31 protein-coding genes are annotated in these 26810 nt (G+C 77.8%); 13 read left to right on the top strand and 18 right to left on the bottom strand.

Going from position 1 to position 26810, the window contains the following annotated elements; translation table 11 throughout:
- Nucleotides 1–9: 9 nt before the first annotated feature.
- The 4 genes from ACI8AB_RS08205 to ACI8AB_RS08190 form a co-directional block, all read right to left on the bottom strand.
- Nucleotides 10–849 (bottom strand): SMP-30/gluconolactonase/LRE family protein, encoded by an 840-nt coding sequence (locus ACI8AB_RS08205; protein ID WP_456949706.1) that lies wholly within the window; start codon nt 847–849, stop codon nt 10–12.
- Nucleotides 850–889: 40 nt separating this feature from the next.
- Nucleotides 890–1411, bottom strand: coding sequence for a pyridoxamine 5'-phosphate oxidase family protein (locus ACI8AB_RS08200; RefSeq protein ID WP_387993804.1), 522 nt, complete (start codon nt 1409–1411; stop codon nt 890–892).
- Nucleotides 1408–2025: a class I SAM-dependent methyltransferase gene (locus tag ACI8AB_RS08195; protein WP_456949705.1), complete on the bottom strand. Its 618-nt coding sequence runs from the start codon at nt 2023–2025 to the stop codon at nt 1408–1410. Before ACI8AB_RS08195 ends, ACI8AB_RS08200 begins: the two co-directional genes overlap by 4 nt.
- A gap of 73 nt (nt 2026–2098) precedes the next feature.
- Nucleotides 2099–2932 (bottom strand): alpha/beta hydrolase, encoded by an 834-nt coding sequence (locus ACI8AB_RS08190; RefSeq protein WP_456949718.1) that lies wholly within the window; start codon nt 2930–2932, stop codon nt 2099–2101.
- A 179-nt stretch (nt 2933–3111) separates the two neighbouring features.
- Between ACI8AB_RS08190 and ACI8AB_RS08185 the strand changes: the two genes are divergently transcribed.
- Together ACI8AB_RS08185 and ACI8AB_RS08180 are read left to right on the top strand one after the other, a co-directional pair.
- Nucleotides 3112–4104, top strand: coding sequence for an alpha/beta hydrolase (locus ACI8AB_RS08185; RefSeq protein ID WP_456949704.1), 993 nt, complete (start codon nt 3112–3114; stop codon nt 4102–4104).
- A complete protein-coding gene (locus ACI8AB_RS08180) occupies nt 4101–5423 on the top strand; it encodes a carboxylesterase family protein (RefSeq protein WP_456949703.1) in 1323 nt (440 codons plus the stop codon). The genes ACI8AB_RS08185 and ACI8AB_RS08180 overlap by 4 nt, the downstream gene beginning before the upstream one ends.
- A 4-nt stretch (nt 5424–5427) precedes the next feature.
- Here ACI8AB_RS08180 and mscL read toward each other — a convergent pair whose 3' ends face one another.
- Genes mscL through ACI8AB_RS08165 form a run of 3 tightly spaced genes read right to left on the bottom strand, consistent with a single transcriptional unit; the run spans nt 5428 to nt 8090 of the window.
- Nucleotides 5428–5838, bottom strand: coding sequence for a large conductance mechanosensitive channel protein MscL (mscL, locus tag ACI8AB_RS08175; RefSeq protein WP_456949702.1), 411 nt, complete (start codon nt 5836–5838; stop codon nt 5428–5430).
- 52 nt (nt 5839–5890) lie between these two features.
- Nucleotides 5891–6421, bottom strand: a complete 531-nt coding sequence (locus ACI8AB_RS08170; RefSeq protein WP_456949701.1) for an N-acetyltransferase family protein — start codon at nt 6419–6421, stop codon at nt 5891–5893.
- 25 nt (nt 6422–6446) lie between these two features.
- Nucleotides 6447–8090: a diguanylate cyclase domain-containing protein gene (locus ACI8AB_RS08165; RefSeq protein ID WP_456949700.1), complete on the bottom strand. Its 1644-nt coding sequence runs from the start codon at nt 8088–8090 to the stop codon at nt 6447–6449.
- Between the two features lie 182 nt (nt 8091–8272).
- Here ACI8AB_RS08165 and ACI8AB_RS08160 point away from each other — a divergent pair, with 182 nt between their 5' ends.
- The 3 genes from ACI8AB_RS08160 (at nt 8273) to ACI8AB_RS08150 (ending at nt 10272) form a co-directional block, all read left to right on the top strand.
- Nucleotides 8273–8833, top strand: coding sequence for an ANTAR domain-containing protein (locus ACI8AB_RS08160; RefSeq protein ID WP_456949699.1), 561 nt, complete (start codon nt 8273–8275; stop codon nt 8831–8833).
- Complete coding sequence (locus tag ACI8AB_RS08155) at nt 8830–9609, top strand: MEDS domain-containing protein (RefSeq protein WP_456949698.1); 780 nt, start codon at nt 8830–8832, stop codon at nt 9607–9609. Before ACI8AB_RS08160 ends, ACI8AB_RS08155 begins: the two co-directional genes overlap by 4 nt.
- Nucleotides 9610–9879: 270 nt before the next feature.
- Nucleotides 9880–10272, top strand: coding sequence for a hypothetical protein (locus ACI8AB_RS08150; RefSeq protein ID WP_456949697.1), 393 nt, complete (start codon nt 9880–9882; stop codon nt 10270–10272).
- Here ACI8AB_RS08150 and ACI8AB_RS08145 read toward each other — a convergent pair.
- From ACI8AB_RS08145 to ACI8AB_RS08120, 6 genes are all read right to left on the bottom strand, one after another.
- Nucleotides 10218–10808: a hypothetical protein gene (locus tag ACI8AB_RS08145; protein ID WP_456949696.1), complete on the bottom strand. Its 591-nt coding sequence runs from the start codon at nt 10806–10808 to the stop codon at nt 10218–10220. The two genes, ACI8AB_RS08150 and ACI8AB_RS08145, sit on opposite strands and share 55 nt — an antisense overlap.
- A gap of 102 nt (nt 10809–10910) precedes the next feature.
- Nucleotides 10911–12332: an NADP-dependent succinic semialdehyde dehydrogenase gene (locus tag ACI8AB_RS08140; protein ID WP_456949695.1), complete on the bottom strand. Its 1422-nt coding sequence runs from the start codon at nt 12330–12332 to the stop codon at nt 10911–10913.
- 79 nt (nt 12333–12411) lie between these two features.
- Entirely contained in the window at nt 12412–13806 is a 1395-nt protein-coding gene (chrA, locus tag ACI8AB_RS08135; RefSeq protein ID WP_456949694.1) for a chromate efflux transporter, read from the bottom strand.
- Between the two features lie 16 nt (nt 13807–13822).
- Entirely contained in the window at nt 13823–14254 is a 432-nt protein-coding gene (locus ACI8AB_RS08130) for a chromate resistance protein ChrB domain-containing protein (protein ID WP_456949693.1), read from the bottom strand.
- The gene (locus ACI8AB_RS08125; RefSeq protein WP_456949717.1) at nt 14251–14745 is read right to left on the bottom strand and encodes a Chromate resistance protein ChrB; all 495 of its coding nucleotides are present in this window, start codon (nt 14743–14745) and stop codon (nt 14251–14253) included. Before ACI8AB_RS08125 ends, ACI8AB_RS08130 begins: the two co-directional genes overlap by 4 nt.
- Nucleotides 14746–14809: 64 nt before the next feature.
- Nucleotides 14810–15985, bottom strand: a complete 1176-nt coding sequence (locus ACI8AB_RS08120; RefSeq protein ID WP_456949692.1) for a DUF222 domain-containing protein — start codon at nt 15983–15985, stop codon at nt 14810–14812.
- 130 nt (nt 15986–16115) lie between these two features.
- Here ACI8AB_RS08120 and ACI8AB_RS08115 point away from each other — a divergent pair, with 130 nt between their 5' ends.
- Nucleotides 16116–16685, top strand: a complete 570-nt coding sequence (locus ACI8AB_RS08115) for a dihydrofolate reductase family protein (RefSeq protein WP_456949691.1) — start codon at nt 16116–16118, stop codon at nt 16683–16685.
- Nucleotide 16686: 1 nt separating this feature from the next.
- Here the strand turns inward: ACI8AB_RS08115 and ACI8AB_RS08110 are convergent, their stop codons facing one another.
- A complete protein-coding gene (locus ACI8AB_RS08110; protein ID WP_456949690.1) occupies nt 16687–17655 on the bottom strand; it encodes a sulfotransferase family protein in 969 nt (322 codons plus the stop codon).
- A 77-nt stretch (nt 17656–17732) separates the two neighbouring features.
- On the opposite strand from ACI8AB_RS08110, the gene ACI8AB_RS08105 reads away from it, so the two are divergent.
- From ACI8AB_RS08105 to ACI8AB_RS08090, 4 genes are all read left to right on the top strand, one after another.
- Nucleotides 17733–18656: a hypothetical protein gene (locus ACI8AB_RS08105; protein ID WP_456949689.1), complete on the top strand. Its 924-nt coding sequence runs from the start codon at nt 17733–17735 to the stop codon at nt 18654–18656.
- A 77-nt stretch (nt 18657–18733) separates the two neighbouring features.
- Entirely contained in the window at nt 18734–18823 is a 90-nt protein-coding gene (locus ACI8AB_RS08100; RefSeq protein WP_387993752.1) for a putative leader peptide, read from the top strand.
- A 69-nt stretch (nt 18824–18892) separates the two neighbouring features.
- Entirely contained in the window at nt 18893–19462 is a 570-nt protein-coding gene (locus tag ACI8AB_RS08095; RefSeq protein WP_456949688.1) for a cysteine dioxygenase, read from the top strand.
- Nucleotides 19459–19869, top strand: coding sequence for a rhodanese-like domain-containing protein (locus tag ACI8AB_RS08090; protein ID WP_456949687.1), 411 nt, complete (start codon nt 19459–19461; stop codon nt 19867–19869). The genes ACI8AB_RS08095 and ACI8AB_RS08090 overlap by 4 nt, the downstream gene beginning before the upstream one ends.
- 58 nt (nt 19870–19927) lie before the next feature.
- Here ACI8AB_RS08090 and ACI8AB_RS08085 read toward each other — a convergent pair whose 3' ends face one another.
- The 3 genes from ACI8AB_RS08085 to ACI8AB_RS08075 are packed head-to-tail and all read right to left on the bottom strand — an operon-like array spanning nt 19928 to nt 22208.
- Entirely contained in the window at nt 19928–20104 is a 177-nt protein-coding gene (locus tag ACI8AB_RS08085; RefSeq protein WP_387993745.1) for a hypothetical protein, read from the bottom strand.
- Nucleotides 20101–21153, bottom strand: coding sequence for a glycosyltransferase (locus ACI8AB_RS08080; RefSeq protein WP_456949686.1), 1053 nt, complete (start codon nt 21151–21153; stop codon nt 20101–20103). The genes ACI8AB_RS08085 and ACI8AB_RS08080 overlap by 4 nt, the downstream gene beginning before the upstream one ends.
- Nucleotides 21150–22208, bottom strand: coding sequence for a glycosyltransferase family 9 protein (locus ACI8AB_RS08075; protein WP_456949685.1), 1059 nt, complete (start codon nt 22206–22208; stop codon nt 21150–21152). The genes ACI8AB_RS08080 and ACI8AB_RS08075 overlap by 4 nt, the downstream gene beginning before the upstream one ends.
- A gap of 128 nt (nt 22209–22336) precedes the next feature.
- On the opposite strand from ACI8AB_RS08075, the gene ACI8AB_RS08070 reads away from it, so the two are divergent.
- From ACI8AB_RS08070 to ACI8AB_RS08060, 3 genes are read left to right on the top strand one after another with little or no spacing between them, the layout of a single operon-like run.
- Nucleotides 22337–23590, top strand: coding sequence for a glycosyltransferase (locus ACI8AB_RS08070; protein WP_456949684.1), 1254 nt, complete (start codon nt 22337–22339; stop codon nt 23588–23590).
- On the top strand, nt 23587–25371 hold the full coding sequence (locus ACI8AB_RS08065; protein WP_456949683.1) for a glycosyltransferase: 1785 nt from the start codon (nt 23587–23589) through the stop codon (nt 25369–25371). Before ACI8AB_RS08070 ends, ACI8AB_RS08065 begins: the two co-directional genes overlap by 4 nt.
- A 31-nt stretch (nt 25372–25402) precedes the next feature.
- The gene (locus tag ACI8AB_RS08060) at nt 25403–26245 is read left to right on the top strand and encodes a hypothetical protein (protein ID WP_456949682.1); all 843 of its coding nucleotides are present in this window, start codon (nt 25403–25405) and stop codon (nt 26243–26245) included.
- 11 nt (nt 26246–26256) lie between these two features.
- Here ACI8AB_RS08060 and ACI8AB_RS08055 read toward each other — a convergent pair whose 3' ends face one another.
- Nucleotides 26257–26637, bottom strand: coding sequence for a hypothetical protein (locus ACI8AB_RS08055; protein ID WP_456949681.1), 381 nt, complete (start codon nt 26635–26637; stop codon nt 26257–26259).
- Nucleotides 26638–26810 lie beyond the last annotated feature (173 nt).

The following is a 26810-nucleotide window of genomic DNA, read 5'->3' as shown; positions in this document are numbered from 1 at the left end:
GCGCTCCCGCTAGGGGCGCCCGGCGCGGGGCACGTCGACCCGGGCGGCCTCCACCCGGCCGGCGCGCGGGCCGCCCTCGGTCCAGGTGGGCGCGGTGCAGACGAACAGCGTCCGCCCGTCGTCGCCGCCGAGCGTGCAGGCGTAGGACAGCGAGCCCGACCCGACGGGCACCCGGCCGGTCACCTCGCCGCCCTCCCGCACGCGCAGCACCTCCGCGGTGCGGGCGGTGGCGAACCAGACGTGCCCCTCGGCGTCGAGGCAGATGCCGTCGGGCGCCAGGCCCGGCGTCTCCGCGAACACCCGGCGGCCGGACAGCGAGCCGTCGTCCGCGACGTCGAAGGCGGTGAGCCGGGCGCCGTACGTCTCGGCGACCACCAGCGTCCGGCCGTCGCCGGTGAGCGCCATGCCGTTGGGGAAGCGCAGGTCCTCGGCGACGACGGACGCGGCGCCGTCGGGGTCCACCCGCACCAGCCCGGTCGGCTCCACCGGCGCGCCCCCGACCAGGTCGAACCCGAAGCTGCTGACGTAGGCCCGTCCGGCGGCGTCGACGACCAGGTCGTTGGCGCGGGAGCGGGTCAGGCCGGTGAGGTCGGCGCGCACGACCGGGCGCCCGCCGGCGACCTCCAGCAGCGCCCGCCGGGTCATCGCGACGACGAGCAGCGTCCCCTCCGGCGTCCAGCCCAGCCCCGACGGCGCGTCGTCCAGGTCGAGGACCGTCGTCAGGACGCCGTCCGGGGTGAGCGTGCGCACCCGCCGGTCGTGGAAGTCGGAGAACCACAGCCGGCCGTCGTGCCAGCGCGGGCCCTCGGGGAAGCCGAGGTCGCCGGCCAGCGTCGTCGTCGCGTCCACGGCGGGCAGCGTAGGAGTGCGGCGCCCCGGCCGTGGCGGCTCAGGGGCGGTACCGGGTCTGGCCGTGCGGCCCGCCGAACAGCAGCACCTTGTCCGGCGGGACGCGGTAGACCCGCGCGCCGCCCCCGGTGGCCCCGCCGGAGGAGCTCAGCTCGACGAACTCGTCCCCGCGCACCGCGAAGTGCCAGTCCTCGCCGTACTTCGCGTACCAGGCGTCGGCCAGCACCTGCAGCTCCCCGGGGTCGGTGACGCGCACCGCGACGCCCTCGACGACGACGTCGCGCCCGCTGTCCCAGCCGTGCGCGCCGGTGCTGCCGGTGGTCACCGCCACGTGCGGGTTGCCGTCGAGGTTGCGCGCCTTCTGCTCGTCGGCGCCGGTGCAGAAGGCGAACGCGCCGTCGTGCCAGACGCCGACGAGCGGGACGGCGTGCGGCCGGCCGTCCGCGCGGACGGTGGTGATCCAGTAGAGCTGGGCGTCGGTGAGCAGCCGCTCGACGTCGGCCCAGGGCGGTGCGGTCGCCGTGGCGTCGCCGTACCGGGGGTCGATCTGTCCGGTCGTCATGCCCTGTGAGACCGCCGCGGGGCCGGCGGCTCATCGCCGCCGGATCGGTCCCTGGCGCCGGTGCAGGCGAAGAGGAACGCGGGCGGCACGTTCCACGGCGTCACCCGCGTGCGGACGTCGGCGAACCGGCGGCGCAGCTCGCCGAGCACCAGCGGCGAGTACTGGATCACGACCGCGGTGCCGCCCGGGCGCAGCGCACGGGGCAACTGGTCGAGCAGCCGGCGGCGCAGGCCCGCCTCGAGCGAGGTGAACGGCAGCATGGAGACGACGACGTCGGCGCGCTCGCCGTCGAGGAGGCCGTCGAGGTCCTCCGCGGAGCCGCACACGACCTGCAGCCGGGGGTCGTCGAGGCGCTCGGAGAGCCTGCGGGCCAGCTGCGGGTCGATCTCCAGCGCGACCAGCCGGGCGCCCGCGCCGAGCCGGGCGAGGATCTCCCGGGTGGCCACCCCCGTGCCGGCCCCGAGCTCGACGACCAGGCCGGCGGCCGGGACGTCGGCGAGGTCGAGCATGGCGCGCACCGCCGTCCGGGACGTCGGGAGCACCGCCCCCACCCGGCGCGGGTTGGTGACGAAGGCACGCAGCAGCCGCACGCCGTCGCCGAGGGTCTGCGGCACGGCTCCCCCCTCCGCCGCCCCGGGCGGCGCGGCTGCCCGGACCCTGTCACGGATCGCGGCGCCGGACGACCGCTCAGCCGGCCCGGCGGGCGTCGAGCCAGGCGACGACGTCGTCGAGGACCTGCTCCTTCTCCGGCTCGTTGTGCGGCTCGTGGAACAGCCCGTCGTAGACGCGGTGGGTGAGGTCGGGCGAGCCCGCGTGCTCGCGGACCACCTCGCCGGCCGCCGGCGCCACCAGCCGGTCGGCGCTGCCGTGGACCACCAGCAGCGGGAGCCGGAGCCCGCGCAGCCGGCCGGGCATCGCCGCGGCGGTCCGCATGAGCTCGGCGCCGGTGCGGGCGACCATCCTGCCGTTGTGGTTGAGCGGGTCGGCCCGGTAGGCGGCCACCACCTCGGGGTCGCGGCTGACCGCCTCGACGTCGAGGGTGAGCACGCCCAGACCCGGGGCCAGCCGGGCCAGCAGCGGCGCCACCGCCCGCTGCACCGGGGTGGCGGCGCTGGTGTCGAGCGCGGGCGCCGAGATCACGGCGCCGACGACGCGCGCGTCCGGGTCGCCGGTCAGGTACTGCAGCGCGATGAGCCCGCCGAGGCTGTGGCCGTAGACGAACACCGGGACGCCGGGGTGCCGGTCGGCGGCGGCGCGGACGGTCTGCGCCACGCCCTCGACGGTGCCCGCCATGCTCACGACGTCGCCGCGCCGGCCGGGCGACCGGCCGTGGCCCGGGTGGTCGGGCGCGTAGGAGGCGTAGCCGGCGCGGCCGAGCCGCTCGGCCACGTGCGCGTACCGGCCGCCGGGGGGGGGGGGGGCGGGGCCGCCCCCCCCCCCCCGCCCCCCCCCCCCCCGCCCCCCCCCCCCCCCCCCCCCCCCCCCCCCCCCCCCCCCCCCCCCCCCCCCCCCCCCCCCCACGACACCGACCGGGTCGGGGACGCTCCAGCCCTGCCAGAACTGCCCCGAGGGCAGCGTGCCCTCCCCGTGCCGCACCGCTGTCGTCACGCGTCCTCCCGGTCCGTCGACGTCCGTCCTCAGCACCGTCGCGCACCGTAGCCCCCGCGGCCGCGAGGGGGTCGACCGCTAGCGTCCGCCCGGTGACCGCCCGCTCCCGCCGCCTGCCGCGCCTCGCCGCGCTCGGCCTCGCCGCCGCCCTCGCCCGCCGCGCCCGCACGGTCGCCGCCGTGCCTCCCGAGCTGCGCCGCCCGGACCTGTGGCTGCCGCTGTCGATCGGGTCCCGGCTCGAGCTGCGGATCGGCCGCCGGCTGTTCGGGTCCCGGGTCACCGAGCCGGTGGCAGGGGTGACCGTCACGCGGCACGACGTCCCCGGCGGGCAGGACGGGTTCGTGTACGAGCCGGCGCGCCGCACCGGCGGCGCGCTGCTGTGGGTGCACGGCGGCGGCACGGTCATCGGGCAGCCCGAGGGCGACCACGACCTGTGCAGCCGGATGGCCCGCGACCTCGGCGTCGTCGTGGTCGGCGCCCGCTACCGGCTGGCGCCCGAGCACCCGTTCCCCGCGGCGCTCGACGACCTGCTGGCCGCGCTGTGCGACCTGCACCGGCGGGCCGGGGAGCTCGGCGTGGACCCGGCGCGCGTCGCCGTCGGCGGGGCCAGCGCGGGCGGCGGGCTGGCCGCCGCGCTGGCGCAGCGGGCGCACGACGAGGGCGTGCCGGTCGCCTTCCAGCTGCTGGTCTACCCCATGCTCGACGACCGCACCGTGCTGCGCCGGAGCACCGCCGGCCGCGGGAGGCTGGTCTGGACGCCGCGGTCCAACCGGTGGGCCTGGACCGCCTACCTGGGACACGCGCCGCGCGCCGACGAGCCGCGTCCCTACGCCGCGCCGGCCCGCCGGCTGGACCTCTCCGGCCTGCCGCCGGCGTGGATCGGCGTGGGGGCCCTCGACCTGTTCCACGACGAGGACGTCGCCTACGCCCGGCGCCTGGAGGCGGCCGGCGTGCCGGTGCGGCTGCACGTCGAGCCGGGGATGTACCACGCGGCGGAGCTGGAGCTGCAGACGACGGTCGCGACGATGCGGGACTTCCAGCAGGCCGCGTTCGACGCCCTCGGCGCCGCGGTCGGCGCCGCGTGACGCAGCAGGACACGGCACCGCGCTTCGCGGCACCCGCGGGGACGGTCACCGCCCGGCGGTCCGACGGCGTCGTGCGGGCCACCGGCATCCGGTACGCCCGGGCGGAGCGGTTCCGCCCGCCGGTGCCCGAGCCCCCCGCGGCCGGCGTCGTCGACGCGACGGCGTGGTCACCGGCGTGCCCGCAGCCGCCGGCGCCGGAGCTCGAGCTCATGGTCACCGACCCCATGGGTGAGCTCGTCGCCGACGAGGACTGCCTGCGGCTGTCGGTGACCGTGCCGGAGGACTCCTCCCCCGGCGACCGGCTGCCGGTGATGGTGTGGGTGCACGGCGGCTCCTACGTCAGCGGCGCCGGCGACGCCCCCGCCTACGACCCGGCCGCGCTGGTGCGCGAGCAGCGGGTGGTCGTCGTCGGCGTCACCTACCGGCTCGGGCTGCTCGGCTTCCTCGGCGACGGGGACGGCCGGCCGGCCAACCTCGGCCTGCTCGACCTCGTCGAGGCGCTGCGCTGGGTGCGCGGGAACGTCGCGGCCTTCGGCGGCGACCCGGACGCGGTGACGCTGTTCGGCGAGTCCGCCGGCGGCGACGCCGTCGCCCACCTGCTGGCGGCCGACGGCGCCCGCGGCCTGTTCCGCCGCGCGGTCGTGTCCAGCGCCCCGCTGGGGCTGTCCCGCGGCCGGGCGCGGATGAGCGCCGCGATGGCCGCCGAGGCGCGGTCACTGTCCGCCGCCGCGCCGGTCGCGGAGGTCGTGGCCGCGCAGGCGCGGGTGGCGGCGCGCGCCCGCCGGTACGGGCTGGTCGCCGCCATGCCGTTCGGCACCCAGTACGGCCTCCCGCCGCTGCCGGCCGAGGAGGCGGTCGAGGACGCGTGGGCGGAGGCGGCGCCGGAGGTCGACCTGCTCGTGGGCACCAACAGCCGCGAGGTGGCGCTATTCGCCGCGCTGCTGCCGCCGGCCGCACGGCTGGCCCGCGTCCCCGTCGTCGGCCGGCCGCTGGTGGAGGCGGTCGTGCGGGTGCTCACCCGCCGCATCTACGCCCGCGACGCCGCACGGGCCGCCCGCAGGCACCGCGCGGCCGGCGGGCGCGCGGTGCACTACACGCTCTCCTACGGCACCGGCGCGCTCACCGGGGCGCACGCGATCGACCTGCCGCTGCTGTTCCCGCACCGGCACACGTGGGAGGCCTCGCCGCTGCTGGCCGGCCTCCCGTGGGCGGACGTCGTCGCGGCCGGCCGGGAGGTCCGCCGGGTGTGGGCGCACTTCGCCCGCACCGGGGACGTGCCCGCCGACCCGCCGCCGTTCCTGCGGGTCGACCGCGGCTGAGGCCTCAGGGGACGACGGGGTCGACGTCGCGCGTGCAGAACATGCACACCGACGCGTCGACCGGGATGAAGCTCCTGCAGTGGTCGCACTCGCGGTTGCCCTGGGCGCCCGCGGTCTCCCGGCCGGTGGCCCGGCGGATCGCCTGGACGAGGAACATGATCGTCAGCGCGAGCAGCAGGAACGACACCAGCGAGGTCAGGAACGACCCGTAGCGGATCCGCGCGCCGTTCACCGTGAGCACGAGGCCGGTGAAGTCGGGCTGGCCGAAGACCGCGGCCACCAGCGGCAGGATCACGTCGCCGACCAGCGACTCGACCACCGTGGCGAAGGCGGCCCCGATGGCCACGCCCACGGCCAGGTCCACGAGGCTGCCCGAGAAGGCGAAGTTCCTGAAGTTCGTCAGCAGCGTGCGCACGGTGTCCCTCCCCGTCAGGTCCCGACGGCCGGAGGGTAGGGCCCGCGGCGCCTCAGCGCGGCTCGGACGACGGGCCGTCGTCGCCGGGACCGGGGCCCAGGTCGCGCTGCAGCCAGGCGACGTCGTGCCAGGCACCGTCCTTCCAGCCCACCCGCCGGTAGGTCCCCACCGGCTCGAAGCCCAGCGCCCGGTGCAGGCCGAGGCTCGCGTCGTTCGGCAGCGTGACGCCGGCCAGTGCCCGCCGGTACCCGCGGGCGGCCAGCCGGTCGAGCAGCGCCGTGCACAGCAGCCGGCCCGCGCCGGTGCGCCGCCGGCCGGGCTCGAGGTAGACGCTCACCGCGCACGACCAGCGGTAGGCCTCGCGGGCCATGAACGGCCCGCCGTAGGCGTAGCCGCGCACCGCGCCGTCCGCCTCGAGCACCAGCCACGCGTGCCGCTCCTGGGCGGCGGCGATCCGGCGGGCCATCTCCCCCGCCGTCGGGGGATCGGTCTCGAAGGAGATCGCGGTGCCGGTGACGTAGGGGGCGTAGACGTCCCGGCAGGCGGCGGCGTCGTCCGGGCCGGCGTCGCGGACGGAGGTCACGCCGCGACGCTACGGCTGCCGGCCCTCAGGCCGGGGCCGGGACCGGCTCCTCCCGCCACAGCACCGGCTCGCCGCGGCGGTCCTGCTTGGACAGGTACATCGCCTGGTCGGCACGCTTGGTCAGCGCCGCGGCGTCGAGCCCGGGCTCCCCGCAGGCCACGCCCAGGCTGGCCCGCAGCGGCACGGTGCCCGCGGTGATCTCGGCCGGCACCGCCAGCGCCGCCTGGATCCGGGCACCGAGCGAGGCGGCCGCCGCCGGGCCGTCGACCCGGCGGCTGACGACGAGGAACTCGTCCCCGCCGATCCGCCCGACGACGTCGTCGCGGCGCAGCACGCCGGCCAGCCGCGCGGCCGTGGTCACCAGCAGCTCGTCGCCGGCGTCGTGGCCGAGGGTGTCGTTGACCGGCTTGAAGTCGTCGAGGTCGACGAAGACCACCGCCGTCGACGCCGCGTCCGGCCCGGCCAGCGCGGCCTCCAGGACGGCGATGGTGGAGGCGCGGTTGTGGCAGCCGGTCAGGGCGTCGAAGGTCGCCCGGGCGGTGAGCTCCTCGCGCATGCGGGCGCTGTCGGTGACGTCGGAGACGCACACCAGCGCGCCGGGGGCGCCCTCGCGGTCGCCGAGCGCGACCAGGCTCACCGCGCACACCCGGGCCTCCCCGGCCGGCGTGCGGATGCCGACCTCCACCACGGCGTCCACGCCGTCGCCGAGGACCCGCGCGAGCGCCGCCTCCAGCGCCGCCCGGCCGGCCCCGTCGGCCCGCGCCGCGACGTCGTCCCAGCCGGTCACCGCGGGCACGCCCAGCAGCACCGGCAGGCGGGAGTTGGTGTGCACGACCTCCCGCTCGCGGGTCAGCTGCGCGATGCCCTGCGGCAGCGCCTCGGTCAGCCGGCGCAGCAGCCGCTCCTGCTGCTGCAGGGCCTCGTGCGCGGCCATCTCGTCGGAGACGTCGCTCATCTGCGTCACGACGACGGCGTCGGCGGGGTCGTCGGCCGCGACGTACTGGTTCTCCAGCTCCAGCCACGCCCACGTGCCGTCGGCGCGGCGGTGCCGCAGCCGCACCCGCTGGGCCTCCTGGCGGGACAGCAGCTCCAGCCAGTTGGCGATCGCCCGCTCCTGGTCGTCGGGGTGGACGAACTCCGAGGAGCGCTGGCCGACCATCTGCGCCGGCGTCCAGCCGAGCATCCGGGTGGTGCGCTCGTCGATGTCGGTGATCACCGCCAGCGACGTCTTGCGGACCGTCGCCGTGCGCGGCCGCCGCGACACCTCCAGCCCCGCCAGCGGCGCGGGCCCGCGGTCGCCGGCGGCCGCGTCGAGCACGTCGAGGGCGCCGAGCAGGACGCCGTGCTCCTCGCGGAGGTCGACGAAGGTGAGCGACAGCGGGACACCGGGCTCGCGCCGGCCGTGGACCGTGGCCAGGCCGACGCCGTGGGTTCGGGCCCGCTCGAAGGCAGTGACGACGAACATCGCGTCGGCGGGGACGATCGCGTCGAGGAACGTGGCGCGCTCGGCCGGCGGGGTCATCACCCGCTCCGGCGGGACGCCGAGCGAGGCCGGCACCGGGACGAACACGCCGTCGGAGGCGATCGCGGCCAGCACGGCGCCGGGCAGCCGGAGCAGCGAGGACAGGACGTCCGCGCGCTCGGCCGGCGTCCTCGGGGTGGTGGTCACGCCGTCGGCATCGGCGGGCCGCGGCCGGTCCTTGAGCGGCCGGTGTGGCCCGCCTCACCCTCCGGGGTCGGCCCTCGGCGTGTCACCGGACCGGGTGGCAGGATGACGGGACGGAGACGTCCGCTCCAACTGCCGGGCGAGACGTCACGCCCACCCCGGGTCACCCGGCTGGAGGTGTCGCGGTGCAGTCTGCGGCCATCCCGACGACCATGCTCACCACCTCGCCCCCGCACCCCGCCCCGGGCGGCACGGGGTGGCTGCTCGGCGCTGCTCGCGGCTGGCACGCCCGCGACGACGCCGACGCGGCGGCGCGCGCCGTCGCCCACGACCCGGCCGCCGTCCTGCCCGAGCGGTGCGGCGTCGCGGTCACCGCCCGGGTGCAGCGGGCCACCTGCCTGCCGCTGGACACCGGCAGCGAGGTCGTCGGAGCGCTCTCGGTGTACGTGGCCGGCCCCGGGCCGGGGCCCGACCGCGCGACCCCCACCGCGGTGGCCGGGCACGCCGCCCTGGCGCTGCTCTCCGCGCCGCGGACCGCGCACCTGGGCGTCGCGCCGGACAGCCGGGACGTCATCGGCCAGGCCGAGGGCGTGCTCATGGAGCGCCACCGGATCACCGCCGACACCGCGTTCGGCATCCTCGTCCGCGCCTCGCAGGACACCGGCCGCGAGGTGCGCGACGTCGCGCGGCTGGTCACCGAGACCGGGGAGGCCCCGGCCGGCACGCCCGCGGACGGCCCGCGGTGACCGGCGGCGCGCACGACTTCGTCCTCCTCGACAGCGAGGAGGCGCACGCGCAGGTGGTCGGCGACTTCGTCGCGGAGGGTGTGACGCGCGGCGAGTGCGTCCTGGTCACCGCCCTCGGCGACCGGGAGGAGCGGCTGTGGGCCCGGCTGCGCCGCGCGGGCGTCGTCGACGAGGCCTGGGAGCCGGCCGCCACGACGGCGGTCCGCGTCGTGCCGCCGGACCCGGCGGAGTTGCCCGCGGCGGTCACCGGGGCGCTGTCCGAGGGGTGGCCCGCCGTCCGGTTCACCGGCGCGATCACCACCCCGGGCGTCAACGCGTTCGAGGCCGTCGTCGGCGAGCTGACCGCCGGGCACCCGCTCACCGTGCTGTGCCCCTACTTCCGCGACCTGCTGGTGCCCGGCCAGCACGCGGACCTCACCGCGCTGCACCGCGCGCAGGTGGACGCGACCGCGGAGTACGACGACGGCGTCTTCCGGCTGACCCGGCGCGGGGACCGGCTGCACCTCGCGGGCGAGCTGGACTCGGGCAACGCGGACGCGCTGCGCGCGGTGCTGCAGGCGACGCTGGCCGGGAGCAGCGCCTGGGACCTCAGCGACCTGCGCTTCCTCGACGTCGGCGCGGCCGACTCCCTGGTCGCGGCGGCCGCCGGGCCGCCCGGGCTGACCGTCGTCGGCGCCTCGCGGCTGACCGCCCGGCTGGTCCGCCTGCTGACCGACCGCTACCCCGACCGCGCGGTGGAGCTGGTGGACGCCGCCTCCGAGGGTGCCCCTCCGTGACGGAGCCGGACGCCGCCCCGGTGCACCGGGGCGCGTCCCACGCGGGACGGGCGTAGGCCGCGCGATCGCCGCGGACCTGTGCCGCCGCGCGCCGGCGGCCGGGCGGCCCGTGGTCGCCCACGTCGACGACGACCTCCGGCGGGAGGTGGAGGCGCGGCTGCCCGCCGCCACGGTCGTGGTCGCGCCGGATTCCGACGCCGCCCGACGCCGTCCCGGCGTGTCGCGCACCCCGCCCACCGGGGCCTCGTTGGTCAGCGGGGTGGTGGACCGATGACCGACAGCGGGGTGGACGAGGGTGCGGTGGACCCGCGCCGGCCGGAGCAGGCGCGCGCGTGGGTGCGCGCGGCGGCCGCGGCGCGCGGCTGGCCGCCGGACGTCGTCGACGAGGTCCTGCTCCTCCTGTCGGAGGTGCTGGCCGCCGACGCAGCGGTCCCCGGCCGGCGGCCGGTGCGCCTGCTCGACGGCGGACCGGGCCTGGAGGTGCGCGTGGCCGGCCGGCCGCCCGGGCACGCCGGCCGGCTCGCCCTCGCGGCGTCCGCGGTCACCGCGGTGCGCGTCGAGGCCGGCGACGGCGGCTGGGTGCGCCTGACGGCGGGACCGGCGCGGTCTCAGCGCGGGAGCAGCCGCCCGAGGACGCCCCGGACCGTGGCGCCCACCCGGTAGGACTGCACCAGCCAGGCGTTGCAGGTGATCACCGCGCCGGCCAGGGTCGGGACGGCCGCCTGCGCGACCCGCTGCCGGGCCTGCCACTTCCGGATCTCCGGCGGCGTCCCGGCCGACGGCAGCGTGGCGTCCTTGACCTCGAGGCCGCCGTCGGAGGCGGCCTGCTCGGCGAGCCGGCCGATCTTCTGGCCGGTGTACGCCGCGTAGGCGGTGGCGCCGGCGCCCGCGACGGTGAGCGCGGCCTTGAGCGTCCCCACCGTCCCGTAGCCCTGCTGCAGGGCCAGCCGCTGGCTGTTCGACCGGGTCAGCTGCAGCCCGGTCACGAGGGTGGCCGCGATGCCGCCCCACTGTGCCGGCGCGAACCGGCCCCAGGCCGAGCTCGCCACCCGGACCTTGTCGATGCCCGCGGTCAGGTCGGCGCCGGACTTGTTCACGCCGGCGATGCCCATCACCGAGCCGCCGAACCACAGGGCGGTGCCGAGGTCGTGCACCGCCTGGGTGAGGAAGCGGTTGTCCGGGCTGGTGGTCGTCGTCACGAGTGCTCCCGTCCGGGTGCCGCGCACCCGTGTGGACCGTCCACCCGGGTCCCCGCTGCTGAGGGGGCGGACGTCCGGGCGGCTACCCGCGCCACGCCGGGGTCACTCCGACGCGCTGGCCGTGTCCCCCTGCGCCTGCTCGCTGCTGGGCGGGCCGATCCACACCGTCTTGGCGTTGGTGAACTCGTACATGCCGAGCTCGGTGAGCTCGCGGCCGTAGCCGCTCTGCTTGACCCCGCCGAAGGGCAGCTCGGGGTAGCTGGTGACCATCCCGTTGACGAACGCCATGCCGCTCTCGACGTCGCGGATGAAGGTGGCCCGCTCCTGCTCGTCCTCGCTCCACAGGTTGGCGCCGAGTCCGTAGGGGTGGCTGTTGGCGATCTCGATGGCCTCCTCGAGGCCGTCGACGGTCCACAGCGCGGCGACCGGGCCGAAGACCTCCTCGGCGTAGAGGTCCATCTCCGGCGTGATGCCGGTGAGCAGCGTCGGCTCGTAGAACCAGCCGGGGCGGTCGGGCCGCTTCCCGCCGACGACGACGGTCGCGCCCTTGTCGACGGCGTCCTGCACGTACCGCTCGACGTCCTCGCGGCCGGACTCGGTGGCCAGCGGGCCGACCTGGGTGCCGTCGTCCATCGGGTCGCCGACGACGAGGGCGGCCATCTTCTCGCCGAACAGCCGGGTGAACTCCTCGGCGACGTCGGCGTGCACGAAGAACCGCTTGGCCGCGATGCAGCTCTGCCCGTTGTTCTGGCAGCGCGCGGTGACCGCCACCTCGGCGGCGCGGTCGAGGTCGGCCGAGGGCATGACGATGAACGGGTCGCTGCCTCCGAGCTCGAGCACCGTCTTCTTCAGGACGTCCCCGGCGATCGAGGCCACCGACTGCCCGGCGGGGGCGCTGCCGGTGAGGGTCGCGGCGGCGACGCGGTCGTCGCGCAGGACCCGCTCGATGGTCGAGGAGCCGATCAGCAGGGTCTGGAAGACGTCGGCGGGGAAGCCCGCCTTGCGGAACAGCTCCTCCATGTACAGCGCGGTCTGCGGCACGTTGCTGGCGTGCTTGAGCAGCCCGACGTTGCCGGCCATGAGCGCCGGGGCGGCGAAGCGCATCGCCTGCCAGAGCGGGAAGTTCCACGGCATGATCGCGAGCACGACGCCGATCGGCTGGTGGACCAGGTAGGCCTGCTCGGCCCCGACGGCGCCGGCGTCGGCGGGCTTCGGCTCGAGCATCGCCGGGCCGTTCTGGGCGTAGTACCGCAGCGCCTTGGCACACTTGGCGACCTCGGCCTTGGCCGCGGCCAGGGTCTTGCCCATCTCGGTGACCATGAGCTCGGCGACCTGGTCGGCGTCGCCGTCGAGGACGTCGGCGGCCGCGCGCAGCCAGCCGGCCCGCTCCTCGGGACTCGTCAGCCGGTAGCTGCGGAAGGCGGCCGCGGCGCGGCCGATCCTCTCGTCGAGGGCCTCGTCCGACAGCGGCTCGTAGGTCTTGAGCGTCTCGCCGGTGGCCGGGTTGGTGGTGGCGATGGCCATGTCGGTCCCTCCCTCGTCGGCGCGCGGGGCTGCACGCCGTCCCGGGGAGAGCCCCTACCCGTCCCCGCCCCGCTCACGCTCACCCGACCGGCAGCCCGGCCAGCCCCGCGACCAGACCGAGCACGGCGCACAGGCCGAGGGTGCGCAGCACCGACCACCGCACGCGGAAGAGCAGCACCGCCGCGACGACGGCGATCGCCAGCGGCACCCACCGCAGGGTCGTGGGGTTGGGCAGCTCGAGCGCCAGCGGCCCGGCGTCGACCCCGGAGGTCCCCGAGAACAGCGTGTGGACGGCGAAGTAGACCCCGAGGTTCGCGATGACCCCCACGACGGCGGCGGTGATGCCGGTGAGCGCCGCCGACAGCGACCGGTTGCCGCGCAGCCGCTCCATGTAGGGGGCGCCGAGCAGCACGAACAGGAAGCTGGGTACGAAGGTGACCCAGGTGACCAGCAGCGAGGCGAGGACGGCCGCCACCCACGGGTCCAGGTCCCCGGACGCCCGGTACGCGCCGAGGAACGCGACGAACTGGACCACCATGATCAGCGGCCCGGGCGTGGTCTCGGCCAGCGCCAGCCCGCGCACCATCTCGCGCGGCGTCAGCCAGCCGTAGACCTCGACCGCCTGCTGGGCGACGTAGGCCAGGACCGCGTAGGCGCCGCCGAAGGTGACCACCGCGGCGCCGGAGAAGAACAGGCCCTGCTGGGTGAGGACGCTGCTCCCGCCGGTCAGCACGGCGACCGCCGCGACGGGTAGCCCCCACACGAGCAGCCCGGCCAGCAGCACCCGCACGGTGCGCCGCGCGCTGGGCGCCTCGTGGTGCAGGACGTCGTCGGAGACGACCGGCGGCGGCCCGGCGTCGGGCCCCTCGGCCGCCTTCCTCCGCGGCAGCGCCGACGGCCGCCAGCGGCCCAGGGCCCAGCCGGCGAGCCCGGCGAGGGCGACGACGACCGGGAACGGCACGCCGAAGAGGGCGAGCGCGAGGAACGCCGCGACCGCCAGGACGACGAGGGCGCGGCTGTCCAGCGCCTTCTTCCCGACGCGGATGACCGCCTGGACCACGATCGCCAGCACCGCGGCGGCCAGACCGGTGAAGACGGCGGTGATCGCGGTGGTGCTGCCGAAGGCGACGTAGACCGCCGAGAGCACCAGCAGCGCGAGCACGCCGGGCAGCACGAACAGGCCGCCGGCGACCAGGCCGCCGCGGGTGCCGTGCAGCAGCCAGCCGACGTAGGTGGCCAGCTGCTGGGCCTCGGGGCCGGGCAGCAGGGTGCAGTAGTTCAGCGCGTGCAGGAACCGGCGCTGGCCGATCCACCGGCGCTCGTCGACCAGCTCCCGCTGCATGACCGCGATCTGGCCGGCCGGGCCGCCGAAGGTCTGCAGCGAGACGAGGAACCAGGCGCGCACCGCCTCGCGGAAGGACGGGTACGCCGTGGCGGGGGCCGCCGTCGGCCCGGCGGGGGTCGGCTCGGTCATCGCGGGCTCCGTCGGGTCAGGCCGGTTCACGGCCGAGCAGCAGGCGGCGTCGGGTGTACTCGTAGAGGCCGTCGAACAGCGGGCCGGAGACGGCGAGGGTCCGCTGGTCGTCGCCGGTCATCGACAGCCCGCGCAGCAGGACGTCGAGGCCCGGCGCCTCGGGGGCGTCGAAGCGGCCGTCGTCCAGGTCGGCCTCGTGCACGATCTCGCCGATCCGCTCCAGCACGGGGTCGTCGAGCCCGTGGACGCGCAGGATCGTCTCGAACGAGCAGTCGCCGCCGACGTGACCCAGCGCGACCCCGCGCATGTCGAACGGGGTGGCGTCGGCCGGGACGTCGGCGGGGTCGGCGACGAAGACGAACTCGGCGTCCGGGTCGACGAACCGGCGGATGAGCCAGGCGCAGGCGGCGCGGTCGACGTGGATCCCGGCGCGGGTCGCCCACCTCACGAGCGGCCCCCTCGCCCGGCGGCGACCGGTTCGCCGGCCGCGGTCGCCAGGGCGCGCAGCGCGGCGCCGGCGACGTCCCGCTCGGGCGGGGGGAAGAAGTCCCGTCTCCCGACGGCCCGCCACTCCCCCCGAAGCCGCCGCAGCGCGCGGGTGCGCTCGGCCGGCGGTTCCCCGAGCGCCGCGGTGCACTGCGCGGCCAGCTCGCGGTACTCCTCCGCGCGGGCGGCGGCCATGCCCGCGGCCAGCTCGCGCTCCTGCGCGGCGGTCGCCGGGTGCGCGGTCCAGATGCCGGCGCTGCCGCCGGCGGCCAGGACGTCGTCGGCGAGCCACTCGAGCGCCTCCCGGGTGCGGGCGTCGGCCGGCAGGGCCACCACGCCGTCGGCCAGCTGCGCGACGCCGAGCCGGCGCAACCGGCGCCACAGCGTCGTCCGCGGGCCGGAGGGCTCACGGGGCAGGCGGTAGGACAGCAGCACCCACTCGCCGGTCGCCATCACGGCGCCGATGCAACCACGGTTGCACCGACCGCGTCCAGTGCACCCGCACGCCCGCGGGCGCTCACGCGGCGGGGGCGAGCAGGGGTGCCGGGGTGGTGATCTCGGTGCCGTCGGGCCGGTGGGTGCGCCATCGGCCGTCCGGTCGTCGCTCGACCCGGAACCCGTGGTGGACCTCGGTGTGGTGGCGCTCGCACAGCAGCGCTGCGTTCTCCAGCGACGTCTCACCACCGTCGATCCAGTGGACCAGGTGGTGCACGTCGCACCACCACGTCGGTGCACCGCAGCCGGTGAACACGCACCCGCCGTCGCGCAACTCGGCCGCGCGGCGGATGTGCCGGCTCATCAGCCGCTGCTCCCGGCCCAGGTCCAGCGGGGCGCCGTCGGGGCCGAACACCACCCGGGACACCGCGCCGTCGCAGGCCAGCCAGCGGGCTCTCGCGGCGGAGACGGTGGCGCCGAAGCCCATCCGCCCGGCGTCCGGACGCCCGTGCGGGTCGACCAGCTCGGCCAGGTCCACGACGACGGCGATCTGCGGCCTGTGGCCGCGCAGCTGCGGCAGCGTCCCGGACGCGAGGGCGTTGTCGGCGACCTGGACGAGGGCGTCACCGAGGCGCTGGGCGCGGGTGCGCCCGTCCCCGGCGGGCCGGTCGGCCTGCACGTGCGCCTCGAGTGCGGTCTGCAGCCTCTCCCCACCCACGGCGTCCAGATGCCCGCGGAAGGACAGCGACCCGTCGGCGTGCCGGGACAGCGTCAGCGAGCGGCCCTCGGTCGGATCCGGCTCCCGCCCGTCCGGGTCGAGGTCGTCGCAGTAGCCCTGGACCACCGCGACGAGGTCGGCGTGCTCCCTCTCGACCGCCACCCCGGTGAACACCGCGTCGACCACCGCCAGGTCCACGCCCTGCTGGGCGGCCGAGGCCAGCCGCTCCGGTGCCACCGCCTCGGCCGCCTTCGCCATCTGCTCCGAGGTCGCCAATCCGGCGTCGTGGGCCTCGGCCAGCGCCGGCAGCTGCTCCAGCGCCCGCCCGGTGCGCACCACCCGGGAGGCAGCGGCGGCCGACAGCCGGCAGTGCCCGCGCAGCCACGACGCCAACGACCTCAGCCCGTCGCGCTCCGGCGCCTGGGACAGCTCCGCCGCCCGCACCGCGCGGGCCAGCCGGGCGTCGATCCGGTTGCGCTCGGCGACCAGCGCGGCGACCTCGTCGAGGACGCCACCGCCGCCCGGCCCACCCGAACACATGATCGAAGCCTAGCCGGTCGGAATGCCGCGCGCGACGTGGATCCGCAGGTCAAACGCCTGCCCACAGATCCGGTGGACCCTTGAGGACACCGTGCCGATGAGTCGGCGACACCTCTGGGGTCGTCTGTACATGACCCTCGTCATCGGCGACATCACCGTCTCCCTCGACGGCTTCGTCAGCGGCTCCGACGAGGGCGTCGAGGCCCTCCACGTCTGGGCACTGCAGAGCGACCACCCCGTCGACCGCGGCGTCCTGGAGCGGCACACCGCCGCGAGCGGCGCCGTCGTCATGGGCCGGCGCACCTTCGACGACGTCGACCGGGGGTGGACCGACGGGATGGGCTACGGGGCCGCCGTCGACGCCCGGCCGCCGTTCTTCGTCGTCACCAGCAGCCCGCCGGAGCAGCACCGGCTCGCCACCACGCACGACTTCACCTTCGTGACCGACGGCCCGGAGGCCGCCGTGGACCGGGCGAGGGGGGCCGCCGGCGACCGCGACGTCTTCGTCATGGGCGGCGGCGCGCTGGTCGGCTCCTGCCTGCGCGACGGGCTGCTGGACGAGCTGCGCCTGCACGTGGCGCCCGAGGTGCTCGGCGCGGGCACGCCGCTGTTCGCCGGCGTCGGCCGCCACCGGCTGGCCCGGGTCGCCGTCGAGGTCTCGCCGGTGTGCACGCACCTGACCTACCGCGTGCACCGCTGACTCAGGGACGGCGGGAGCGGAAGTCGCCGCGGCCGGTGTCGCTGCGCCAGTCGTCGAAGGACTCGCCGGTGAGCTCCTCGAGCAGCGCGACGTCGGGCAGCAGCGGCGCCAGGACCTCGCGCCGCACCTCCACCGGCATCGGCGGCCGCGGCGCCCTCCGCGCGTGCAGCGCGGCCAGCAGCGGCCGGGACACCTGCCGCCACACCTGCGGCGGGGCGTACGCGCCGAGCGCCGCACCGGCCCGGGTGACCCGGGCCAGCGCCCGGTACCGCGGCGTGTCGGCCACGTACGGCTTCACGTTCTCCGGCGCCACCGTGTGCGCCACCCCCGGCTCGACGCCGAGGAACGCGCTGACCCGGTCCAGCGTCTCGCGCGGGGAGTCGACCAGCTGCCGGTACCGCAGCAGGAGCACCTGCTCCCGGGGCAGGACGGAGTACAGGTCCCGCAGCTGCTCGCCGTAGCGGCCGAGCCCGCGGTAGTGCCAGAACGGCGCCCAGCCGGCGGCGGCCCGGGACTCCTCGCGCTCCACGGCGGTGGCGAAGTCGGCCTCGGGCTCCAGCCCGTCGGCGCGCAGGTGCACCCAGTTCGACCAGGCGCGGTCCACCGGGTCCCGCACGATCGCGACGACGCGGACCCCCGGGACGTCGGCGGCCAGCCGGCGGTGCGCGGCGCGGTCGTACAGGTAGAACGGCGTGCTCTCGCCGCGGACCGTCCCGGGCGGGGCGCCGTCGAACAGCCGCAGGTAGTCCGCGCGGCGCCAGACCCACTCCCGCGCGCTGTGCGCGTCGCCCGGGCCGCGCTGGCCGCTGCGCGGGGGCGGGCCGCCGTCGGTCAGGTAGTACTTCGGCTCCTTGACCGGGGACAGGTACAGCCCCGGGTGGGTGGCCAGCGCGGCGTGCAGCGCCGTCGTCCCGGCCTTCGGCGCCCCGGCCAGCACGAACTGCGGCATCCGGTCGGCCTCGGTGCTCATCGGTCCCCTCCCTGCCCGCGGAGGGCCGCGGTGTACACACGGGGAGGCCTGCCCCCTCCCCCGAACGGAGCCGCCGCGTGACCGCGTCCGCGCCCCGCCCGCCGGCGCCCGACCGCTTCTGGTCCGACGCCGAGGTCGTCGTCGAGCCCGAGGACCCCCGCCCGGGCTCGTGGGCCGGCGGCCCGTCGGCCCAGCTCGTCGACGGCACGTGGTGGCTGGCCTACCGGCTGCGCCGCCCGGTCGGCGAGGGCCGCGGCTTCGGCAACGTGGTGGCCCGCTCCGACGACGGCGTGCGCTTCGAGCCGGTGCTCGCGATCGGCAAGGAGCGCTTCGGCGCGGAGTCGCTGGAGCGGCCGGCGCTGGTGCACACCCCCGGCGGGCGCTGGCGGCTCTACGTCAGCTGCGCGACGCCGGGTACGAAGCACTGGCGGGTCGACCTGCTGGAGGCCGACACCGTCGAGGGGCTGGCCACCGCCGAGCCCCGCACGGTGCTGCCCGGCGACGCCGCCACCGCGCCCAAGGACCCGGTGGTCCGCTGGGACGGCGACCGGTGGCACCTGTGGGCCTCGGTGCACCCGCTCGACGACCCCGAGGCCACCGACCGCATGACCACCGAGCACGCCACCAGCCCCGACGGCGTCACCTGGACCTGGCGCGGCACCGCCCTCGCCGGCAGCGAGGGCAGCTGGGACGCGCGCGGCGTGCGGTTCACCGCGGTGGTGCTCGACGGCTCGCGCACCTGGGCGCTCTACGACGGCCGGGCCACCGCGGAGGAGAACTGGGAGGAGCGGACCGGCCTCGCCGAACACGATGCGGAACACGACGGCGAGCTCGGCTTCCGCGCCGCCGCCGGCGGGCCGTACCTGCAGAGCCCGCACCCGCCGCACGGGCTGCGCTACGCCGACGTCGTCCCGTTGCCCGGCGGCGGGGCGCGCTGGTTCTACGAGGCCACCCGCGCCGACGGCGCCCACGAGCTCCGCACCGTCGTCCTCCCTGCCTGACCGGTCCGGCCGCGTCCTCGACACGCGGTATCCCTACCAGACCGATGGACTTGACAGGATTTGGCGGGCGGGGTCGGATGGTCGTCGTGGCACCCGCCCTGACGCTCACCCGCCGGTCCGCCGTGGACCTGCTGCGGGTGGCCAGCGCGCTGTGTCCGGTCGCCTGAGCGCCCGACACCCCTTCCTCCGCGCCGCCCCCGACCCGGGCCCCGGTGCGCCCTGCTCAGGAGAACTCCGTGACGCCCCTGCTGTCCCCTGCCGACCTCACCCCGCGCACCGCCACCGCCACCGCCCGCACCGCCACCGCCCGCACCACCTCCGCCGCCGCCCTGGCCGCCGCGCTGCTCGCCGTCGCCGACGAGTGGCTGCCCCGCGTCGAGTACCGCGCGGGCAGCCGCTGGACCGGCCTGCTGCCCGCCGACGACGCCGCCGGCCTGGTCGACCCCACGCTGCACGCCGACCTCGCCGACGCCCAGGTGTGGCTGCTGACCTGGCTGCCGGGCCAGGGCACCCCGCTGCACGACCACGGGGGCTCGGCGGGCGCCTTCGCCGTCGTCGGCGGGGTGCTCACCGAGGACGTCGTCGGCGGGCACCCCGGCGCCGTGCGCGAGGCGGCCACCGAGCTGTGGGCCGGCCGGGTGCGGCCGTTCGGGCCCCACCACGTGCACCGGGTGACCAACCGCGGGACGGTGCCCGCCGTGAGCGTGCACGCGTACACCCCGCGCCTGTCCCGGATGACCGGCTACCGCCTCGAGCACGGCACCCTGCTGACCACCGGCACCGAGAAGGCGGGCGTCGACTGGTGACCGGCCGTCCGCCCGGCGCGAAGAGCGTCGACCAGCTGCTGGAGGAGGCGCGCTCGCGCATCACGCGGGTGACGCCGGAGGAGGCGGCGCAGCGGGTCGCCAACGGCGCGGTGCTCGTCGACATCCGCCCGCAGTCGCAGCGCGAGGCCGACGGCGAGGTGCCCGGCGCGCTCGTCGTCGAGCGCAACCACCTGGAGTGGCGGTTCGACCCGGAGAGCGACGCCCGGGTGCCGCAGGCCACCGGGGACGACGTCGACGTCGTCGTGCTGTGCCAGGAGGGCTACACCTCCAGCCTGGCCGCCGACGCGCTCCGCTCGCTCGGACTGGCGCGGGCGAGCGACGTGATCGGCGGGCACCGCGCGTGGGTGGCCGCCGGGCTGCCCAGCACCGGCGGGGCCGCCTCCTAGACCGGTCCGGGGACGGCGGCGCGCGACGGAGGCCGCCGCCGTCCCCGGACCACCGCGGTCAGGTCTTGCTCTTCCCCTGGGCGCTGGAGTGCTCGTGGCGGTCGTCGGAGTGCCGGACGGTGCGGATCTGCTTGGAGGCACCGGTGGTGGCGCCCGCCTCGCTGGGCGAGAGCCCCTCCTTCTTGGCCTCCCGGGCGGCGGCGCGCTGGGCGTCGGGATCGGTCTTCTTGCTCATGGGGCGGCGGTACCCGGCTCCCCGTCCGCCACGCCGGAGAGCACCCGGAAGGTCCGCTCCGCCATGAGGTCGGCGCCGAGGTCCCGCTCCGCCCGCGCCCGGGCCCGCGCGCCGAGGGCGGCCCGCCGCGCCGGGTCGGTCAGCAGACCGCGCAGCGCCGCGGCCAGCGCGCCGGCGTCCTCGACCGGCACGACGACGACGTCCTCCCGCAGCGCGTGCCGCACCCGGCCGACGTCGGTGCTCACGCACGGCAGCCCCTCGGCCATCGCCTCCAGCAGCACCAGCGGTCCCGCCTCCACCCGCGAGGACACCACGAACAGGTCCACCCCGGCGAGGAAGGCGCGGGAGTCGTCCACCCAGCCCGGGAACGCGACCGGCAGGCCGTCGGCCGCGGTGCGCAGGGCGTCCCCGTCGCGGCCGGCGCCGCCGATCACCGCCTCGAACGGCACGTCGAGCCGGCGCAGCGCGGCGAGCAGGACGTCGAAGCCCTTCTGCGCGGTCAGCCGGCCGAGCGCGCCGATCCGCGGCACCGCGTTGCCGGCCGGGCCGGCGGGGTCGGGCGGCAGGTCGACGCCGTTGGGCACGACGTGCGCCCGCGCCGGGTCGACGCCGAGGTCGGTCACCACCTGCGCGCGGCCCTCCTCCGAGGGGCTGATCACCGCGCCCATCCGCCGGTAGAGGGCGGACAGCACGGCGCGCTCCTCCCCGCCGCGGGTGTCGCCGACCAGGTGCAGCACGCCGGCGGTGGGCGCCACCTGCTGCGCGGCGGCCACCGCGGCGGCGTTGGACGCGGGGTCGACGAGGTCGACCACCACGACGTCGGGGCGCTGGGCGGCCAGCGCCGCCCGCGTGTGCGGCGCCGCGGCGGTGTGCCGGGTCAGCGGGACGACGGTGCGCTCGACGTCGAGGTGCGCGAAGCCGGCCGCCACCGGCTCGGCGCACACCAGGGACGCCGTCCAGCCGTTGGCGGCCGCGCGGCGCAGGTGGTGCGTCAGCCACACCTCCGCGCCGCCCCACCCGCTGGAGTCGGCGACGAAGGAGACCCTCACGAGGCGGCCAGCTCGAGCGCGGCACCGGCCACCGCCGACGGCGAGACGGTCAGCGCGCAGCGGAACTCGATCGGGCAGGCCAGGTGCGGGCACGGCGCGCACGCCACCGTCGGGGTCAGCGCGCGGTGCCGGGGGCCGGGGTGCGCCCACCGGACCGGATCGCCGGGCAGGAAGACGGTGACGCTGCGGGCACCGACGGCCGCGGCCAGGTGCGCGGAGCCGGTGTCGTTGCCGACCAGCACCGCGCTGTCGCGCAGCAGCGCGGCCAGCCCGCCGAGGCTGGTGGCGCCGGTCAGGTCGACCGCGGGGGCGCGCATCGCCGCGGCCACCCGGGCGGAGATCTCCCGCTCGCCGGCCACCCCGGTGACGACGACGTCGAGCCCCTCGGCGGCCAGCGCGTCGCCGACCGCGGCGTAGCGCTCGACCGGCCAGCGGCGGGTGGGCGCGGACGCCCCCGGGTGCAGGACGGCGTAGCGCCCCGGCTCCAGCCCGGCGGCGGCGAGGGTGGCGGCGTGCTCGGCCTCGTCGTCGGCGGTGACCGGGAAGCCCATGCGGGCGTCCCCGCCGGCCGGCAGGCCGAGGTGCCCGAGCAGCGCGACGTGCCGCGCCGCCTCGTGCAGGTGCAGCGGGTAGCGCAGGTGCAGCGCCTCCGTGCCCGGCGGCGGGTCCCAGCCGGTGGGCGCGAACCCGCCGGTGAGCCGGGCGCCGAGGGCCGCGGCCACCCGGTTGGCGGCCGGCCGGTCGCCGTAGGCCTGCAGCGCGAGGTCGAACCCGCGCTCCCGCGCCGCGGCGGTGAACCCCGCCCACCCCGCGCGGTCGACCGGGCCGTCGGGGACGCCGTCGGCGCCCGGGAACGGCAGCAGCGCGACGGGGACGCCGAGGCGCTCGACCACCGGCGCCATGCGGCCGAAGGTCACCAGCGTGACCTCGACGTCGGGCCGGGCGGCGCGCAGCCGGCGGAGCGCGGGGACGGTGCACAGCAGGTCGCCCAGGCCCACCCGCAGCCGGACCAGGGCCAGGCGTCGGACGGCGGGGTCGGCGAGGGGCGCGGTCACCAGCGCCCACTGCCCCGGCAGGGCAACTCCATAACGCCCAACCGACGGGTGCCGCCGCTTCGTGGTGCACTACAGGCTCGCCCACCCACCCACCCACCCGCTGCCCGCCGACGCCGGAGGTCCCCTGCGTGTCCCGTCCCGCTGCCGCCCTGCACGTGCTGCGCCTGTGCAGCGTGTTCGAACCCCCGGCGGCCCGGCCGGCCACGGCGCCGGGGTCGCTGCCCGGGGAACTGGACGCCCGCGCGGCGCGGTTCGACCCGATCGGCGGGATGCAGAACCACACGGCCACGCTCACCCGGTGCCTCGACGCCGCCGGTGTCACGCAGACGGTGGTGACCGCGCGGCTGGCCGGCCCGCGCGGGACGACGCCGCTGGGCCGCGGCACCCGGGTCTCCCGCACCGGGCTGCCGGTGCCGCGGCTGCGGCAGCTGTGGGCGCTGTCCGGGCTGCCGGCGGTGCTGCACGCGGGCCGGCGGGCGCCGGTCGACGTCGTGCACGCCCACCAGGGCGAGGACCTCGCCACGCTGCCGCTGGCCCGGCTGGCCGCCCGGGTGCACCGCGCCCCGCTGGTGGTCACCGTGCACTGCAGCGTCGCGCACACGCTCACCGGCCGCGGGCCGCGGGTGCGGCTGCTGCGGGCGCTCGGCGGCTGGATCGAGCGCAGCACGTTCCGCCGCGCCGACGCCGTCGTCGTCCTCACCGGGCGGACCGCGGCGGCCCTGCGCGCGGACGGCGTGCCGGACGAGCGGCTGTCCACCATCCCCTCCGGCTTCGACCCGGCGCTGTTCTCCGGCGGCGCCCCCGACGTGTTCCCCGGGGTGGCGCGGCCGCGGATCGGCTACGTCGGCCGGCTCGCGCCGCAGAAGGACCCCGCCACGCTGGTGCGCGCGTTCGGGCGGATGCGGGAGGAGGCGTCGCTGGTCGTCGTCGGCGACGGGCCGGACCGGGCGCTGGTGCACCGGCTGGCCGCCGAGAGCCCGGCGGCCGGGCGGATCACGCTGGCCGGGTTCGTCGAGCACGCCCGGGTGCCCGCGGTGCTGGCCTCCCTCGACGTGCTCGTGCTGCCCTCGGCGTACGAGGAGATGGGCTCGGTGCTCACCGAGGCGATGGCCGCGGGCCTGCCGGTGGTCGCCAGCGACGTCGGCGGGATCCCCGAGGTGGTCCGGGACGGGCGGACCGGGCTGCTCGTCCCGCCCGGCGACGCCGACGCGCTGGCCGCCGCGCTGGACCGGGTGGCCGGCGACGACCTGCTGCGCGCCCGGCTGGCCGCCGGCGCCCGCGCCCGCTCGGCCGAGTACGGGTGGCCGGCGCTGTCGGCGCGGGTGGCCGCCGTCTACGACCGGGTGCTCGGCGTCGACTCCGACCTCGAACCCGCCGCGTGAGGCCGCGGGTCGCCGTCCTGGTCCCCGTGCACGACCAGGCGGCGTTCCTGCCCCGGGCGCTGGAGTCGCTGCTCGCCCAGGAGGAGACGGCGTGGGAGGCGGTGGTCGTCGACGACGGCTCCCGCGAGCCGGTCGCCGTCCCCGCCGACCCCCGGCTGCGGCTGGTGCGCACCGACGACAACCGCGGCCTGGGCGCGGCGCTCAACCGCGGCCTGGACGAGACCACCGCGCCGGTCGTCGCGTACCTGCCGGCCGACGACGTCTGGTTCCCCGCGCACCTCGCCGGCCTGCTCGAGTGCCTGACCGACGGCGTGGTGCTGGCCCGCGCCGACCTCGACGAGCCGGCGGGCACCTCCTACGCGCAGCTGGTGCAGGTGGCGCACCGACGCACCGGCGACCGCTGGACCGAGCGCGCGGAGCTGGAGACCGACGACCTCGACCGGCTGATGTGGTCGCGGGTGGCCGCCCGCGGGACGGCGACCGGCACCGGCCGGGTCACCTGCGCGTGGACGCGGCACCCGGGCCAGCGGTCACGCGCGATCCGCGAGTCCTCCGACGGCGGCCTCAACGTGTTCCGCGGCCGCTACCGGGTCGCCGGGCCGCTGCGGTTCGCCTCCACCGACGGCGGGGAGACCGACGAGGTCGCCCGGTACGCGCGGTTCCGCGAGCGCTCGTACCCGCCGTCGCCGGACGGGCTGCGCGTGCTGGTGGTCGGCGAGCTCGCGTTCAACCCCGAGCGGGTGCTGGCGCTGGCCGAGCGCGGCCACTCCCTGACCGGCCTGTGGACCCCCGACGGCCTCGGCGACTCCACCGTGGGGCCGCTGCCGTTCGGGCACGTCGCCGACCTCGACCGCGACCGCTGGCGGGACGGGGTGCGCGCGCTCGCCCCCGACGTCGTGTGGGCGCAGCTGAACTGGCGGGCGGTGCCGTTCGCGCACGCCGTGCGGCAGGCGTTCCCCGACCTGCCGTTCGTGTGGCACTTCAAGGAGGCGCCGCAGCGCAGCGTCGTGCGCGGGGAGTGGCCGCTGCTGGCCGACCTGGTCTGCGGCGCCGACGCCTGCCTGTTCGCCACCGAGGAGGAGCGCGACTGGTTCGCCCTCGCGCTGGCCGGCCGGGTCGACCCCGCGCGGCTCGGCGTCCTCGACGGCGACCTGCCCAAGCGCGACCGGCTCGACGCGCCGTTCTCGCCCCGGCTCTCCGACGCCGACGGGCAGCCGCACACCGTCCTCGCCGGCCGTCCCTCGGGGCTGGACCTGGACTGGGTGCTGGCGCTGGCCGACCGCGGCGTGCACACCCACCTGTACGGGCAGGTGCGGGCGCCGGGCGCGACGGGGTCGTGGACCGGCTGGCTGGACGAGGCGCTGGCCCGCGCGCCGGGTTTCGTGCACGTGCACCCCGCCGTCGGGCCGGAGGACTGGGTGCGCGAGCTGTCCCGCCACGACGCCGGGTGGCTGCACCGCTTCGACTCGGCCAACGGCGGCGACCTGCGGCGGGCCAGCTGGGACGACCTCAACTCCCCCGCCCGGCTGCCGGTGCTGCTGGCCGCGGGGCTGCCGCTGCTGCAGCAGGCCAACCCCGGCTCGCTGGTCGCGGTGGAGCGGGTGCTGCGCGCCGACGGGACGGGGCTGTTCTACCGCTCCGCCGACGACGTCGCCGCCGCGCTGCACGAGGAGCTCGGGACGCGGGCCGGGCACGCCGCCGCCGTGGCCGCGCGGGAGCGGCACGTCTTCGACGCCCACGCCGACCGCCTGGTGGACCTGTTCCGCTCGATCGCCCGTTGAACCGTCGGACCCCGGGCCTAGCGTCGGCGCCGTGACGGGCGAGCTGCGCTGGGCGGTCACCGACGGGCCGGGCGGCACCGCTGCCGTCGAGCTGCCCCGCGACGACGACGACGCGTGGCGCCTCGAGCAGCAGGCCCGCGGCGGCTTCTGGTGCGCGCGCGAGGCCGGCGGCTGCGGCGGCCGACTCGAGGTCGCGCACGGGCCGCGGCCCGCGTTCCGGCACGGGGGGTCCGCGGCCTGCGCGTTCGCCCGGCACGGCGCCGCGGCCGGCCCCGCCTACGACGCGCTGCGCTACCGCCGCCCCCTGACCGCGTGGCTCACCGGCCAGGGGCACGAGGCCCGGGTGGTGCGGGCGCCCGACCCGGGCGGGCACCCCGGCCTGCACGTCGTCGTCCCCGGCGCGGGCGTCCTCGAGGTCCAGCTCGCCCCGCTGGCCGACGACGCCTGGCGGGAGCGGGACGACGCGCTGCGGCGCACGGACGGGCGGGTCACCTGGCTGCACGGCCCCGACGCCGAGGTGTCCGCGGCCGCCGAGGCGCGGGTGCGCGGCGCCGCGCTCGTGGTGCGCCGGCACGACCGCGGCCTGATGGTCGGCGTCCGGGACGCCGGCGCGGCCGTCCGCTGGGTGCGGCTGGCCTCCTGCCGGCTGACCGCCGGCGGGCTGGACGTGCCCGGACTGGCCGAGGCCCGCACCCGGCACGCGCGACTCACCGCCGAGCGGGAGGCGGCCGCCCGCCGGGCGGGCCGGGCCGCGCGGCGCGCGGAGCGGACCGCCGCGGCACCCTGGCTGCCCGGCTTCGAGCAGCTGCCCCTGCCCGCCCCGGGGCGGGAGGCGCCGGGCCGGGAGGTGGCGGGCCGGGAGATGGCGGTCTAGGTGATGGCGGTCTAGGAGGCGCCGGCGCGCGGCGGCTCCTCCGGCTCCCGCTCGTCCCGGACGCGCCCCGGCAGGCGCAGCACCGGCACGTGCAGGTGCGGCAGGTGCCGCGGCAGCCAGTCCTGCGGGTGCGGCAGCCGGTCCACCAGGCCGGCCGGCAGGCGCACGTGCGGCAGGTGCAGGGAGCCGTGGCGCGGCTCCTCCGGCGGCTCGGGCCGGGCCCGGCGGAGGGCGGCCGTCCAGGCGCTGCGCGCCGCCGCCGCGTGCGCGCGTGCCGCGGCCTGGGCCGCGCGGTGGTCCCGCTCCCAGCGGGCGGTGTTGCTCCGTGCCATCGCGGTGACCAGCGCGGTCAGCACGACGAACCCGACGACGCTGGCGATCGCCCAGCCCATGGCGGCCCTCCCCTGGACCGCGCCGCACATCCCGGGAGCCCGGCGTCCGCGGCGGTGACCGCAGGATCCCGCCGTCCCGGTTCCGCGACAAGTCGGTCCGCGCGACCCGCCGGGCGACGCGCCGACGCGCCGCCGGGTCCGGGCGGGTCGCGTCCCGCCCCCGCCCCCGCGCG

It is taken from the genome of Geodermatophilus sp. SYSU D00698 (assembly GCF_054050335.1).
The sequence above is the reverse complement of the archived record's forward strand: the minus strand, read 5'-3'. Positions and strand labels throughout refer to the sequence as shown.

Excerpts from the sequence above, each read along its gene's own strand:
- ACI8AB_RS08150 (WP_456949697.1), top strand. The coding sequence starts at position 9,880 with ATGACCGACAGCGGGGTGGACGAGGGTGCGGTGGACCCGCGCCGGCCG.
- ACI8AB_RS08120 (WP_456949692.1), bottom strand. The coding sequence starts at position 15,985 with ATGTGTTCGGGTGGGCCGGGCGGCGGTGGCGTCCTCGACGAGGTCGCC.
- ACI8AB_RS08200 (WP_387993804.1), bottom strand. The coding sequence starts at position 1,411 with ATGACGACCGGACAGATCGACCCCCGGTACGGCGACGCCACGGCGACC.
- ACI8AB_RS08085 (WP_387993745.1), bottom strand. The coding sequence starts at position 20,104 with ATGAGCAAGAAGACCGATCCCGACGCCCAGCGCGCCGCCGCCCGGGAG.
- ACI8AB_RS08110 (WP_456949690.1), bottom strand. The coding sequence starts at position 17,655 with ATGAGCACCGAGGCCGACCGGATGCCGCAGTTCGTGCTGGCCGGGGCG.
- ACI8AB_RS08100 (WP_387993752.1), top strand. The coding sequence starts at position 18,734 with ATGGTCGTCGTGGCACCCGCCCTGACGCTCACCCGCCGGTCCGCCGTG.
- ACI8AB_RS08125 (WP_456949717.1), bottom strand. The coding sequence starts at position 14,745 with ATGGCGACCGGCGAGTGGGTGCTGCTGTCCTACCGCCTGCCCCGTGAG.
- ACI8AB_RS08115 (WP_456949691.1), top strand. The coding sequence starts at position 16,116 with ATGACCCTCGTCATCGGCGACATCACCGTCTCCCTCGACGGCTTCGTC.
- chrA (WP_456949694.1), bottom strand. The coding sequence starts at position 13,806 with ATGACCGAGCCGACCCCCGCCGGGCCGACGGCGGCCCCCGCCACGGCG.
- ACI8AB_RS08055 (WP_456949681.1), bottom strand. The coding sequence starts at position 26,637 with ATGGGCTGGGCGATCGCCAGCGTCGTCGGGTTCGTCGTGCTGACCGCG.
- ACI8AB_RS08140 (WP_456949695.1), bottom strand. The coding sequence starts at position 12,332 with ATGGCCATCGCCACCACCAACCCGGCCACCGGCGAGACGCTCAAGACC.